Source organism: Clostridium sp. CAG:221 (genome assembly GCA_000435835.1).
Lineage (GTDB): Bacteria > Bacillota > Clostridia > Clostridiales > Clostridiaceae > Clostridium.
On the sequence record FR883427.1, the window covers coordinates 68,855 to 83,107 of the forward strand.

The 14,253-nt window shown below is 29.5% G+C and carries 15 protein-coding genes and 1 other annotated feature; of the genes, 12 read left to right on the top strand and 3 right to left on the bottom strand.

Annotated features, from left to right (window positions below; all coding sequences use genetic code 11):
* Positions 1-70: 70 nt before the first annotated feature.
* From Q5O44_RS13395 to Q5O44_RS13405, 3 genes are all read left to right on the top strand, one after another.
* Positions 71-193, top strand: coding sequence for a hypothetical protein (locus tag Q5O44_RS13395; RefSeq protein WP_022168949.1), 123 nt, complete (start codon positions 71-73; stop codon positions 191-193).
* 40 nt (positions 194-233) lie between these two features.
* Positions 234-371: a clostri-philic family protein gene (locus Q5O44_RS13400; protein WP_022168950.1), complete on the top strand. Its 138-nt coding sequence runs from the start codon at positions 234-236 to the stop codon at positions 369-371.
* Positions 372-480: 109 nt separating this feature from the next.
* Positions 481-1,134 (top strand): peptidylprolyl isomerase, encoded by a 654-nt coding sequence (locus Q5O44_RS13405; protein WP_022168951.1) that lies wholly within the window; start codon positions 481-483, stop codon positions 1,132-1,134.
* A 167-nt stretch (positions 1,135-1,301) separates the two neighbouring features.
* On the opposite strand, the gene Q5O44_RS13410 is transcribed toward Q5O44_RS13405, so the two are convergent.
* Positions 1,302-1,811, bottom strand: coding sequence for a L,D-transpeptidase (locus Q5O44_RS13410; protein WP_022168952.1), 510 nt, complete (start codon positions 1,809-1,811; stop codon positions 1,302-1,304).
* A 98-nt stretch (positions 1,812-1,909) separates the two neighbouring features.
* Here Q5O44_RS13410 and Q5O44_RS13415 point away from each other — a divergent pair, with 98 nt between their 5' ends.
* The 4 genes from Q5O44_RS13415 to Q5O44_RS13430 all read left to right on the top strand — a co-directional run bounded on the left by Q5O44_RS13415 (position 1,910) and on the right by Q5O44_RS13430 (position 4,709).
* Positions 1,910-2,776 carry a hypothetical protein gene (locus tag Q5O44_RS13415; protein WP_022168953.1) on the top strand — a complete coding sequence of 289 codons (867 nt, stop codon included), beginning with the start codon at positions 1,910-1,912 and terminating at the stop codon, positions 2,774-2,776.
* A gap of 49 nt (positions 2,777-2,825) precedes the next feature.
* A complete protein-coding gene (locus tag Q5O44_RS13420; RefSeq protein WP_022168954.1) occupies positions 2,826-3,101 on the top strand; it encodes an ATP cone domain-containing protein in 276 nt (91 codons plus the stop codon).
* Between the two features lie 87 nt (positions 3,102-3,188).
* Entirely contained in the window at positions 3,189-4,001 is an 813-nt protein-coding gene (gene yidA, locus Q5O44_RS13425) for a sugar-phosphatase (RefSeq protein WP_022168955.1), read from the top strand.
* Between the two features lie 57 nt (positions 4,002-4,058).
* Positions 4,059-4,709, top strand: coding sequence for a nitrite reductase (locus Q5O44_RS13430; protein WP_022168956.1), 651 nt, complete (start codon positions 4,059-4,061; stop codon positions 4,707-4,709).
* A 137-nt stretch (positions 4,710-4,846) separates the two neighbouring features.
* Here the strand turns inward: Q5O44_RS13430 and Q5O44_RS13435 are convergent, their stop codons facing one another.
* Positions 4,847-5,488, bottom strand: a complete 642-nt coding sequence (locus Q5O44_RS13435) for an undecaprenyl diphosphate synthase family protein (RefSeq protein WP_022168957.1) — start codon at positions 5,486-5,488, stop codon at positions 4,847-4,849.
* Positions 5,489-5,821: 333 nt separating this feature from the next.
* On the opposite strand from Q5O44_RS13435, the gene Q5O44_RS13440 reads away from it, so the two are divergent.
* Positions 5,822-7,324 carry a DUF1846 domain-containing protein gene (locus tag Q5O44_RS13440; RefSeq protein WP_022168958.1) on the top strand — a complete coding sequence of 501 codons (1,503 nt, stop codon included), beginning with the start codon at positions 5,822-5,824 and terminating at the stop codon, positions 7,322-7,324.
* 242 nt (positions 7,325-7,566) lie between these two features.
* Here the strand turns inward: Q5O44_RS13440 and Q5O44_RS13445 are convergent, their stop codons facing one another.
* Entirely contained in the window at positions 7,567-8,064 is a 498-nt protein-coding gene (locus Q5O44_RS13445) for an aromatic acid exporter family protein (protein WP_022168959.1), read from the bottom strand.
* A 107-nt stretch (positions 8,065-8,171) separates the two neighbouring features.
* Positions 8,172-8,405 (top strand) — a binding site (T-box leader).
* Between the two features lie 58 nt (positions 8,406-8,463).
* Here Q5O44_RS13445 and metG (Q5O44_RS13450) point away from each other — a divergent pair.
* The 4 genes from metG (Q5O44_RS13450) (at position 8,464) to Q5O44_RS13465 (ending at position 14,102) form a co-directional block, all read left to right on the top strand.
* Positions 8,464-10,407 carry a methionine--tRNA ligase gene (gene metG, locus Q5O44_RS13450; RefSeq protein WP_022168960.1) on the top strand — a complete coding sequence of 648 codons (1,944 nt, stop codon included), beginning with the start codon at positions 8,464-8,466 and terminating at the stop codon, positions 10,405-10,407.
* Between the two features lie 219 nt (positions 10,408-10,626).
* Positions 10,627-12,255 (top strand): methionine--tRNA ligase, encoded by a 1,629-nt coding sequence (metG, locus tag Q5O44_RS13455; RefSeq protein ID WP_022168961.1) that lies wholly within the window; start codon positions 10,627-10,629, stop codon positions 12,253-12,255.
* 235 nt (positions 12,256-12,490) lie between these two features.
* Positions 12,491-13,264, top strand: a complete 774-nt coding sequence (locus Q5O44_RS13460; RefSeq protein ID WP_022168962.1) for a zinc ribbon domain-containing protein — start codon at positions 12,491-12,493, stop codon at positions 13,262-13,264.
* A 52-nt stretch (positions 13,265-13,316) separates the two neighbouring features.
* Positions 13,317-14,102: a TatD family hydrolase gene (locus Q5O44_RS13465; protein ID WP_022168963.1), complete on the top strand. Its 786-nt coding sequence runs from the start codon at positions 13,317-13,319 to the stop codon at positions 14,100-14,102.
* Positions 14,103-14,253 lie beyond the last annotated feature (151 nt).

Here is a 14,253-nt window from a genome sequence, read left to right on the forward strand (position 1 = left end):
GAGTCTAAAAAATTAACTAGGTATTAATATAAAAAATAGGTTAAAAATAATATGGAAAGGAGTGAAGCAAATGACTAAAGTAAAGCAAAAAAAGTTTGAAGAAAGCAAAATGAGAAGTAAAGAGGAAAATATTAATTTAAGCAATATAGAAAAGACTTTTCAATATAAAAATTTTGAAGGAAAAAATTGTTAACATATATTTATAATACTATGGTTAAGGAAGTGTAAAAGAAATGACAAAAAAAATGGCAACAATGAATCAAACAGAAAGAGGTTTAAGAAGACAAAAGCTACATAAGAATCAAAATAATATTGGTAATGATAAGAATCCGCCAGAATATAAGTCAATGGATGGAGAAGATTTAGAATAAATATAGCTACTTTTAAAGGAACGCTATTAATTAAATAGTGTTCCTTTTTATATAGAAAAAATGATATAATAAGTGTTATAGTAAAAAACTAGTAAATTGAGGTAGAAATATGAAGATTGTTAAAAAAATTATTTTAGCTGCAACAGTTTGTACAGCAATAATTGCAGCTATGGGATGTACTAAAAATGAAAGTAGTAAAGAAGTTAAAGAAAGTAATGATGATTCTATTGTGGAAAGTGGTGAACTTCCAATTGCTACAATAGTAGTAAAGGATTATGGTACTATTGAAGCAGAGTTATATCCAAGTAAAGCACCAAATACAGTAAATAATTTTATTTCTTTAGCAAACTCTGGATTTTATGATGGATTAACTTTTCATAGAATTATAGATGGTTTCATGATACAAGGTGGAGATCCAGAAGGAAACGGAACAGGAGGTCCAGGCTATTCTATAGCAGGGGAATTTTCCAGTAATGGTTATACAGAAAATGATTTAAAGCATACTGATGGTGTATTATCAATGGCAAGAGCAAGAAGTAAGGATTCAGCAGGAAGTCAATTTTTCATTATGGTAGGAGATTATAATAATCTAGATGGTGAATATGCTGCCTTTGGTAAAGTTATAAGTGGACTAGACATAGTAAAGAACATTAGCAAAGTAGCAACTGATAATAACGATAAACCCAAAAAAGAAGTAGTTATAGAATCTATTACAGTAGATACAAAGGGAGTTAATTATCCAGAAGTGGAGAAAGCAAAATAAAAATTATGAATTATGAATGATGAACTTAGTTAATGATGAATTATGAGTGATGAATGATGAATGAAGGAATAAACTCCCTTAGGGGAGTTTAGAAAAGATATATTTCTCAGAAATTCTGTAAGAATTTCATCTTTAATTCATAATTCATAATTCATAATTCATAATTCTTAATTAATAAAGATGGTTGTTCCTTCAGGGATGTTATCGTAAATCCATTTGGCGTTTTCGGTGGAAAGTCGAACACAACCATCAGTGAGTTGCATGCCAAGCCTATCATCCTTTATAGTACCATCTAAATAATAGACTATGGAGTGAAAGAGATAGTTTCCTTTAATTTGAGTATAGTAGAGGCATCTAAAGCCACGACTTTCACCAAAAGAATAACCTTTTGCGCCAACAAAAAAGGTTCCCTTAATGGTTGGTTGCCAGGGTTTGCCTATGGTACATAAAAAACTTTTATATAGGGTCCAGGAATTTTTAGATTTTTTAAAGATATTGGTTTTGAAATTAGAGGTATCAACCCAAATTAGATACATGCTAGAGCTAGTAATGTTTTTTAAGTTTATAAAAGATTCTGCAGTAGATAAGTAGTCTTTGGCATAACTTCTTGATGAAAATAGATGAAGGTTTTTTAAATTAAGTTTCGTATATATTTTTTTTATAAAGTTAGAAATCATAATTTAGAAATCCTTAAATCATTAATATACTATATATTATAAAAATAAATATAAAATGGTATAAAATTTATAGCATATATGCTATAGGGAGAATAGAAATGAATCAATTAAAAGTCTTAATAAAAATTATGATGCTTCAAGATTGGGGCATAAATGGCTTTTCCAATAAAATAGAAGAGAGTATGGAAAAGCGTAAGTTAAAATCCATATTGATGATGATTGTTTTCATGATGTGCTTATGTTGTTATCTTATATTAACATACTCTATATTGCTTAGAAATAAGCTAGAAGCTTCTAATTGCCAAGATGTTTTGTTCAAACTATCTAATATAATTGTATCAGTGGCAATATTTTTATTAGCTATGTATAAAGCAGATAATGGATTTTTTAATGTGAATAATAATAGTATGCTTAGAACATTGCCAATTTCACCTAAAAGTATAATTGCTGCAAAGATAATAAGTATTCTTATAGCAAGTTATATATTAATTATATTATGTGTTATTCCATCAATATATATATATTATTTTTATAATCCAAGCCGTGTAATTACATTTTACCTTATATCTTTAGTATGTATAATTATTACGCCATTTTTGCCAATGGCACTTGGAATTATGGTAGGAATGATAATAAAGTATTTTAAAATAAGTAATGAAAAAAAAGGAAGAATTTTAATCAGTATAGTTAGTATTTTGTTATTATTTATGATGGTATCATCTATGAAAGTTGATAATATGCTAAGAGTAATTATTAATAAAGGAGCAGCAATAGTTAATAATATAGCCTTGTATTATAGAGCAGCACAATATTTTGCAGATGCAATTTCTAAGTTTAAATTGATAGCATTAATTAAATATATACTGATAAATTTTGCATCATTGACATTAGTATCTAAAATAATAATAAGTAATTACAATAAGATAACTGAAATTTATGATAAAAGAAATAAAATCACCAGTTAGCAAGAGTATTTTCATTGGTAACAAGACAAAATAAATCTTGAGGTGATATATGATGAAAGTTATAAAGAGAGATGGAAGACTTCAAGAACTTGATCTTGAAAAGATAAAAATTAGTATTTTAAGTGCTACTAATGAAAGCAAGGAGCTACTAAATGAATCAGATGTAAAGATATTAGTGGAAGACATAAATTCTAAAATAAAAGAAGTAAGAAAAGAAGGAGAAGATACTTCTAGCTATGAAATATCTGGCATAGTAATTGCTATATTAAAAAGAGATGGATTTTCTGACATAATAGAGAAATATGTAGGTTATGAAAAAGAATAATATATATTTTTGCTATTGGATTTATAACTGTGATATAATAATTAGTAATTAAGAAGCAAAAGTATAAGTAAGGATTGGTGAGTATTTTTGAATTATAAATTAATAGCATTAGATATGGATGGAACTTTATTAAGAAAGGATAAGACAGTATCTGAAAGAACTAAAAAAGCAATAGAGGATGCTAGAAAAAAAGGAGTAACGGTAGTATTAGCAACAGGAAGACCTATAGATGGTGTAACTAAATATTTAGAAGAATTAGACATGTATGGTGAAAATGATTATGTACTTAGTTACAATGGTGGTTTAGTTTTAAAGACTAAGAATAGAGAAGCAATTTGTAAAATAGGCTTAACTGGTGAAGATTTACACTATCTATATGAAATAAGTAAGGAACTAGGGGTAAATATTCATGCTTTCTCAGAAACAAAAGGATTAATTACGCCTAAAAACAGTAAATACACTGAAGTGGAAGCAAATATTAATAATATAAAGATAAATATTGAAGATTTTAATAAGTTAGAAAAAGATCATAGTATTATAAAGATAATGATGATTGATGAAGAGGAAGTATTACAAAAAGCTATAGATAATCTTCCAAAGGAAGTATATGATAAATATACAGTAGTTAGAAGTGCACCATATTTTCTTGAATTCTTAAATAAAGAAGTAAATAAAGGCGTTGGTGTTGAAATGTTAGCTAAGCATATGGGAATAACATTAGACCAGGTAATAACTATGGGAGACGCAGGAAACGATCTTCATATGATTGAATGTGCAGGTATGGGTGTTGCTATGGGAAATGCTTTTGAAGAAATTAAGGAAGTAGCAAATTATATTACAGATACAAATGAAAATGATGGAGTTGCCAAAGCAATAGAGCATTTAGTTTTAAATAGTTAATAATATTTATATAAGGACTCTTTATAGAGTTCTTATATTTAGTTAGGAGAGAAATTTATGCATTATGGAAATTTACAAAAGATTCGTGATGGAAAGAGAACCTTTGGAATAACACCGGATATTCCAAGTGGATTTATACAACCAGAAACCTTAGAGAAAATTGTTAATGTGGCAAAAAAATACGAAGCCGTATTGAAGATAACATCAGGTCAAAGAATACTAATTACTAATTTAAAGGAAGAGGATTTACCGAAGGTATGGGAAGATCTTGGAATGGAGCCAGCAGTTATAACAACTAACTCAGTAAAGAATATAGAAAGCTGCCCAGCAGGATTTTGTAAAAGAAGTAAGTATAATACCATTGGTATAGGTGTGAAGCTTACTAAAAAATATGCTAAAAAAGAAATGCCATGCAGAACAAAGATTGGAGTGGCTGGATGCAGAAATGCTTGTGGAAGTGTATATGCAAGAGATCTTGGCATAATAGCTGATAAGTCAGGATTGATGGTTGTGGCAGGAGGATCAGCAGGATTTCATCCAAGAATAGCAGATATTATTGCTAAGGACCTTACAGAAGAAGAAGCCCTAAAATTAGTAGACAATATCTTTGAATATTATAAAGCAGAAGCTGAATTAGGGGAGAAGCTTGGTTTAATGATAGAAAGAGTTGGAGTTGAGAACTTCATTGAAAAAGTAAAACTTAGATAATGATGAGTGATGAATTATGAATGATGAATTGTGGAATAAACTCCCTTAAGGGGAGTTTAAGAAAAATATGTTTCTTAGAAACTCTTCGAGTTTCATCTTCAATTCTTAATTCATAATTCATCATTCATAATTAAATTTTATCCTCCCAGTGTGACGTCTTGCTTATTATACCAATTTAAGGCATCAACAAAGTGTTCTTCTTTAAAGTCTGGCCAAAGGGTATCTAATACATAAAAGTCTGAATAAACAGACTGAGCAGGCAAAAATCCGCTAAGTCGTCTTCTTCCTCCCCATCTTATTATTAAATCAATACGAGAAATATCTTTTGAATGAAGCTGAGGAATTATATGTTTTGTTTGAGAAGCAGATAGGTTTATGGAAGATAAATCCCATTCCCAACTATAATTAATTAGAAGGTTTACTTTTAATCCTCCAGACCCAAAGGTAGTTCTTTTAGTGTAAGGAAGTAGCTCCTTAGGAAAACATGGAGAGTCAGTATTACCAACAACTAATAAATCAACATCTTTCTTTTTCATTTCATTAACAGAATCTATACATGCATTAGTAAAAGCCTCTTTTTGGATGGCTGGTCTTTTAGTATTATCAACGGTAAAGCCATAAAAGGTAGCTTCTTCTATACCGTATTTATGACATAAGTCTATAACTGATAATCCAGGGGTAATTCCATAGGAGTATCCTGCTTCTTTACCTAAGCCCTTCTTAAGGGCAAAGCGTCTATTTCCATCAGGAATAATTCCTATATGCTTAGGAAGTCTCATTAAATTCACCTCTAAAAATAAAATCAATATAAGTATTCCAAAATTTTAAACTATATATTTATCTAAAAGTATGAAAAAATATGGTGCATGTGATAAAATGATAACCATTAAAGCTTAATTCTTCAGTGATTATTATTTTTTACGAACTATAAATAAGGAATTGAAAATTAATTTCGGCTTCGTGTTTACAATAATGTCTTTTTATGCAATAATATTATATATTTTGTAAAAATAAAATATGTGTATGTAGGATAAAAATACAAGCAATTATATATAATATAATTGCTTGTATATTGTAAAAGAAATAAAAATAATATACTGGAGTTGAAAAAAATGAAAATAGGATTTGATCATGAAAAATATTTAGAAGAGCAATCTAAATATATTTTAGAAAGAGTAAATAATTATGATAAGCTATACTTAGAATTTGGTGGGAAGCTATTATTTGACCTTCATGCAAAGAGAGTTCTACCAGGTTTCGATGAAAATGCAAAAATTAAATTATTACATAAGTTAAGAGAAAATGTTGAAGTAGTTATTTGCGTATATGCTGGTGACATAGAGAGAAATAAGATAAGAGGCGACTTTGGAATAACATATGATATGGATGTTATGAGACTTATTGATGATTTAAGATCTTATGATTTGGAAGTTAATTCAGTAGTTATAACTAGATATAATGACCAGCCATCTGCAACAGTATTTATTAATAAGCTAGAAAGAAGAGGAATAAAAGTTTATAAGCATAGAGCTACAAAAGGATATCCTACAGATGTAGATACAATTGTAAGTGATGAGGGATATGGTAAGAATCCATATATAGAAACTAGCAAGCCAATAGTGGTAGTTACAGCACCAGGTCCAGGAAGTGGAAAGTTAGCAACTTGCTTAAGCCAGTTATATCATGAATATAAGAGAGGAAATGCAGCAGGATATTCAAAATTTGAAACTTTCCCAGTATGGAATGTGCCATTAAAGCATCCTTTAAATATAGCTTATGAAGCAGCAACAGTAGACCTTAAGGATGTAAATATGATAGATCACTTCCACTTAGATGCTTATGGGGAAACAGCTGTAAATTATAATAGAGATCTTGAAACATTCCCTGTATTAAAAAGAATAATAGAAAAGATTACTGGTAAAGAATCTGTGTATAAATCTCCAACTGATATGGGCGTTAATAGAGTAGGATTTGGTATAATAGATGATGAAGTTGTTAAAGAAGCATCAAGACAAGAGATAATCAGAAGATACTTTAAAACTGGTTGTGAATATAAAAAGGGTTATGTAGATAAGGAAACTTTTGAAGCGGCAAAACTTATCATGGAGCAAGTTAATTTAAAGGAAGAAGATAGAAAGGTAGTTTTACCAGCTAGAAAGCGTGCAGAAGAATTAAAAGAAACAGTAGGTAAAAATGAAATAGTACCAGTTATTGCTCTAGAGTTGGCAGATGGAACTATAATTACAGGAAGAAGTACTGAAACTTTAGATAGCTCTGCTTCAGTTTTAGTAAATGCAATTAAGCATTTAGCAAATATTTCAGATGATATTCATTTAATTTCACCAGTAATATTAGAACCTATAAACAAATTAAAATCAGAAACTTTATCAAGTAAAAATGTTGCATTAAATTGTGAAGAAGTTCTTATAGCATTAAGTATTTGTGCAGCAACAAATCCAATGGCTCAAGCAGCAATGGAAAAACTACCAATGCTTAAAGGCGGGCAAGCACATTCAACAATAATACTTCCAACTAATGATGAACAAACTTTCAGAAAGCTTGGAATAGATATAACTTGTGATGCAGTATATCCATCAGAAAGCCTATATTATTAATTATGAATGATGAGTGATGAATGATGAATTAAGGAATAAACTCCTGTAAGGGGAGTTTAGAAAATGTAATTATAAAAACTCTGTGAGTTTTGTCATTAATTCATAATTCGTAATTCATAATTCATCATTAAATTGCTTGGGAGTTTAGAAAAAATTAATTTTCAGAAATTTTGTAAGAATTTCACCCTTAATTCATAATTCATAATTCTAAATTCATCATTAAATAGTAAAACTCAGTTCTACTATTTATGTGGTGGAGGAGTAATAAGTGTATTTACTAATATAGAGATTATTATTCCAAGGATTGTCTCACAAGATCTATTTAATGCATAATATAATGGATCAGAGTAAGCATGAGCAGTAGTTACTCCAAGAAATGATATGCATGTGATATTAATTGCACCAGGCCTTTTAACTTTATTACATAGTGATATCATAATAATTATTCCAAAGCCAATTAACATATAGATTATCAATTTAGAGACATATGTATTTGAAATATGATTTTCTAAAAATCTAAATATGAATAAGAATAATAACCCAGAAAATGCTCCAATTATAGTTCCACCGCCACGATTTATGCCTGTATCAACAGAATTTGTAACGGTATCACCTAAACAAATAACTGCTGTAAGGCAAGCAAAAAATGGTTCATTAGGAATTAAAAGTAGACATAGAAAAACAGCAAGTCCTGATTTGAAAGTTCTAAGGCCTACTTTAGGTAATTTAAAGTAATTCATTGTATGCATCCTCTCCTGTTAATATTATAACAAATAAAAAACAAAAATATAGAGGCTTAAGTATATAAAATTTGACAGTTTTTTTATTTTATAATATCATAAAATTGATAAATGCATAGAAGAGAAGAGTAGTATAATTGATTGCTAAAGAGAGCTGGAGATGGTGGAAACCAGTGCATTGAAATTATATGAAGATGGCCTCGGAGCAGATCATCTGAAAATTTAAGTAAGATGATACGGGTGCAACCGTTATATTGCAAAGTGAAGATATTCACTTAATGAGAAATTTATTGTGAAATAAGTTTAAAATAGAGTGGTAACGCGTATATAACGTCTCTATATGGGCAAAACAGCTTATATAGAGGTTTTTTTTATATAATTATTTTAGGAGGAATAGATATGTGTAAAAAACCTTACTATATAACTACACCAATTTATTATCCATCAACTAAGCTACATATTGGTAATACATATACAACTGTAGCAGCTGATGCAATAGCAAGATATAAGAGATTAACAGGATATGATGTAATGTTCTTAACAGGAACAGATGAACATGGACAAAAGATTCAAAGAATTGCTGAAGAAAAGGGAATAATACCAAAAGAGCACGTTGATGAAATAGTTGCTGGAATCAAAGATTTATGGAGCATGATGAACATAAGCTACGATAAATTTATCAGAACTACTGATGATTATCATAAAGCAACAGTTCAAAAAATCTTTAAGCAATTATATGATCAAGGAGATATCTATAAGTCTTCATATGAAGGATTATACTGTACTCCATGTGAATCATTCTGGACTGAAACTCAATTAGTAGATGGAAATTGTCCTGATTGTGGAAGACCAGTAGAAACATCAAAGGAAGAAGCATACTTCTTCAGAATGAGCAAATATGCTGATAGATTAATGGAATATATTGAAGCTCACCCAGAATTTATACAACCAGAGTCAAGAAAAAATGAAATGGTTAATAACTTCTTAAAACCAGGTCTTCAAGATTTATGTGTATCAAGAACAAGCTTTAACTGGGGAATTCCTGTAACATTTGATGAAGGACACGTAGTTTATGTTTGGATAGATGCATTATCAAACTATATTTCTGCTTTAGGATATGGTAGTGATAATGACGAATTATTCAAGAAATTCTGGCCTGCAGATGTTCATTTAATAGGTAAGGACATATTAAGATTCCATACTATTTACTGGCCAATAATGTTAATGGCATTAGGTCTTGAATTACCAAAGCAAGTATTTGGTCACGGATGGTTACTTGTTGATGGTGGAAAGATGTCAAAATCAAAAGGTAATGTAGTAGATCCAGTTACTTTAGTAGAAAACTTTGGAGTTGATGCTGTAAGATACTACTTATTAAGAGAAATTCCATTTGGAGCAGATGGATTATTTAATAATGAAATATTTATAAAGAAAATAAACTCAGATTTATGTAATGACTTAGGAAACCTTCTTTCAAGAACAGTTGCAATGGTTGAAAAATACTTTGCTGGAGAAATTCCAGCACCACTTGCTAAAGAAGCAATAGATGATGAACTTATAACATTAGCATTAGAAACTCCTAAGAAAGTTTCAGCTTCAATAGATGAATTAAGAATTCCAGAAGCATTAGAGCATATATTTGAACTTATAGGAAGAGCTAATAAATATATAGATGAAACAACTCCTTGGATATTAGCTAAGGATGAAGAAAAGAAAGAAAGACTTGGAACAGTTTTATATAACTTAGTGGAAAGTTTAAGATTCTCTTCAGTATTATTATCAGCATTCTTACCTTCAACAAGTGAAAAGATAGATGCACAATTAAATATAACTACAAAATCATTTGAATCATTAAGCGGATTTGATGGAACTACTCCAGGAACTAAGGTTTCAAAAGGAGAAGCATTATTCCCTAGAATAGATGTTGAAAAGAAATTAGAGGAATTAGAAGCTTTAAGATTAGCTACAATAGAAGCTAATAAGCCAAAAGAAGAATATAAAATGCAACCAATAAAGGAAGAAATCACAATCGATGATTTTTCTAAGATAGATTTAAGAGTTGTAAAAGTTCTTGCTTGTGAGCAAATTAAGGGAGCTAAAAAGTTATTAAAATTAAAGGTTGATTTAAATGGTGAAGAAAGACAAGTGGTATCAGGAATAGCAGTACATTATAAGCCAGAAGAATTAGTTGGTAAGTATGTAGTTCTTGTTGCTAACTTAAAGCCAGTTAAATTAAGAGGAGAATTATCTCAAGGAATGATTCTAGCAGCATCAACAGATGATGATAGCATCTTAACTTTAGTAAATCCAGGCGAACTACCAACAGGAAGCCAAGTAAGATAATTAAAACAAGGTGTTGAGCATGCTCAACACCTTATTTTAAAATTGAGAACTTAGGTAATGATAAACTTAGTAAATGATGAATTATGAATTAAGAATTATGAATTAATGATGAAATTCTTACAGAATTTCTGAAAATTATATTTTTAAAACTCTGTGAGTTTATTCGTAAATTCATCATTCATCATTCATAATTCATCATTAAAAAAGAGGGGGTATTTTATGAATATATTAATAGGTAATGCATGGCCATATGCCAATGGACCACTTCATTTAGGAAGAATAGCAGTGCTACTTCCAGGAGATATCTTAGCTAGATATCATAGGATGATGGGGGATGATGTTATTTTTCTTTCAGGAACAGACTGTCATGGTACTCCTGTTACAACTAAGGCTGAAGAGGAAGGAATAACTCCACTAGAAACAGTGGAGAAATATCACAATGAATTTAAGAAATGTTTCAAGACATTAGGGTTCTCTTTTGATATTTTTGAAAAAACACATACTTATTATCATGAAGATAAAGTTAAAGAGTTTATTTTAGATTTATATGATAAGGGATATATTTATGAAAAGGAAGTTGAACAGACTTTTTGTGAAAAGTGCAATTGTTATTTAGAAGATAAAAATATTGAAGGGCTATGTCCTGTTTGTGGAGAAAAAGCTCATGGATATGGCTGTAGCAAATGTCAGGCGCAATTTGAGTCTTATGAAGTAAGGGATAAAGTTTGTACAATTTGTGGAGAAAAGCCTGTAGTAAGAAAAACAAAACATTTATTTTTCACCTTATCTAAATTTGAAAATGATGTTAAGCGTATGTATATAAAGCAAAATGGTTGGAGAAAGAATGCACAAACCATAGTTAAGAGATATCTTGATGAAGGTTTGAGGGATAGAGCTGTAACAAGAGATTTTAACTGGGGTGTCCATGTACCTTTAGAGGGTTATGAAGACAAGAGGATATTCGTATGGATTGAAGCTGTAATGGGATATCTTACAGCTAGTATTAAATGTCTTGAAGAAAGAAATGAAGATTGGAGAGAGTATTGGCAGGGAGATGATTCGAGAATTTATTTTGTTCATGGAAAAGATAATATACCGTTCCATACAGTTATTTTCCCTGCTATATTAGTAGGATTAGGCATAAAAAATCCAAATTTAAGAATTATATCAAGTGAATATTTAAAGCTTGAAGGAAAATCTTTCTCAGCAGCAAAGAACTGGGCTATATGGGCTGATTATATAGCTAAGAATTATAATATAGATAGCTTTAGATATTATTTAGCTTTAAATTCTCCTGAAGAAAAAGATGCTGATTTTACCTGGAGAGATTATATAAACGTTAATAACCACGATTTAGCAGCAAACTTAGGAGGTTTTACAAGTAAAGTTATTTCTTTTGTTAATAAAAAATACAATGGAAGAATACCTAGTGGAAAGATTAGCAAGGAATTAAAAGAAGAAATGTTTAACTTGTATTTCCAAGTTGGAGATAATATTGAAGAGGGATATTTCAAGGAGGCACTTACCTTAGTGATGAATTTCTGTAAAAAGTATAGAAAATATTTTGATTCAGCAAATGTATGGGCTCTTATAAACACTAATCCAGCAAAATGCAGTGAGGTTATATATAATTGCATACAGATAATAGTGAATTTATCTAATTTATTAGAGCCTTTTATACCAAATACTTGCGAAAAAATAAGAAAGTCATTGAAAATAGAAGAACCTATTTGGAGTTATATTGAGCAAAATAACGTTAGAATAGATGAAATAGCTATATTATTTAATAAGATTGATAAAAAAAGAGCTATAGAAGAGGTAAATATATTAAAAGAAAAAAGAACATAAAAAAACCTAGAGCTATTACATTTGGGGGACGAATAGCTCTAGGACCAACTATATAAAGATGGTTTTAGGGGTAAATAATAATGCTTTAACTACTTTACAAATATTATAATAAAGATATTATGTGTCAATATGGTGTCAAATAAAGAAAGAAAATATGAATAAAAACTTTCGAAAAAATTAAGAATTATTTACTAAGTACATATATTGACAGTTTTATGAAGGGGAGAAGAGAAAGATGTTAATGAATTTAGTAGCGATTATACCACTTTTAGTAATGTTAGTTATATTCATTGGACAAGCTATATGGGTAGCTAGAGATGCAATGAAGAAAGGTGAGGAGTTTTGGTGGTTATGGACAATTATTTCAGTAATTGTTTTTCCAATAGGTATAATTATTTATATTTTAGTATCTAGAAATAACAAAAATATATGTAATAATTGTGGTAAGGCAACACCTAAGAACACTAATGCTTGCCCATACTGTGGAATAAGCTATAACAAAACTTGTCCAAGCTGTGGAGAAAAGGTAGAGAGAGGGTGGCAATATTGTGCTAATTGTGCTGAAAAGCTACCAGAGGGAATTGTTACAACAAAGAATAATAAAGGTGTATCAAAAAATCAGAAATTAGCTATAGCAGTAGTTATTGCAGTCTTTTTAATAGTAATAAGCACTCCTGTTATTACATTTATAGAGTATCTTAATATTGGAAATCACTATGAAGAGGTTGTAGTAAGAAATGATTATTTTTGCAATCAACAGTTTGAAGAAGAACATACAGGAACTAGAAGTTATACTATGTCTCCAACAATAATTAATTATGAAGGAAAGATAAAAAGCGGCTCTGTAGTTATTAAGTCTTATGATAGTAGTGGAAACTTACTTCAGGAAAGCCAAGTAATAAAAGAAAAAAATGCTGAAGGAAGTTTTAATACTGGATACGGTGGAGAAAAAGTGAAAGTAACAGTTGAGTTCACTGATTTTAAAGGTGAATTTAAAATGTATAGATAATATATAAAACTACATATTATATATGTAAAATTATAAAAATATGGAGGAAGTCATGGAAAATAAATATAGGATTATTGATACTCATGCTCATTATGATGATGAAGCATACGATGAAGATAGGGAAGAAGTATTAAAACAAATAAAAGAAGCAGGTGTAGAACAGCTGATGAATATAGCTTGCTCAAAGGAAAGTATAGAAACTACTAATAATTTGACATTAGAATATGATTTTATATATGGAGCATTAGGTATTCATCCAAGCGATGCAAATGATTATAATGAAGAAGTTAGAAATGATATTATTGCTAAGGTCAAAGCAAATAAAAAAATATTAGCCATTGGAGAAATTGGCTTAGATTATTATTGGGATGAAAATCCAGATAGAGAAATTCAAAAATTCGTATTTAGAGAACAAATGAAGTTGGCAGAAGAATTAAATCTTCCTGTAGTTATTCATGATAGAGATGCACATGTAGACACATTAGAAATTATGAAGAGTTTTCCTAATGTTAGAGGAGTAGTTCATTGTTTTTCAGGTAGTGTTGAATTTGCAAAAGAATGTGTAAAGCTTGGTTATTATATTGGAATCACAGGGGTTGTTACATTTAAGAATGCAAGAAAGATATGTGAAGTAGTTGAAGCTATACCATTAGATAGATTATTGGTTGAAACTGATTGTCCTTATATGGCACCTACACCATATAGAGGAAAAAGAAATAAATCAGATTATATTGAACATATAATAGAACAAATTTCTAAAATAAAGGAAATTGACCCTAAAGAAGTGAATATGGCTGTAAATAATAATTTTAATAACTTGATTGGATATTCCAAATAAAGTAAAATAGAAGAAAGGTATTACAAAAAATTCCAATTTTATTTGGTGAACTAACTTATAAACTGTGTACAAGTTATCATTTTCATTATTAATTTTTTTATGACGCAGTGCATTTTATTAACAGTTTATTAAGCGGTAAGAGGGTGAATTT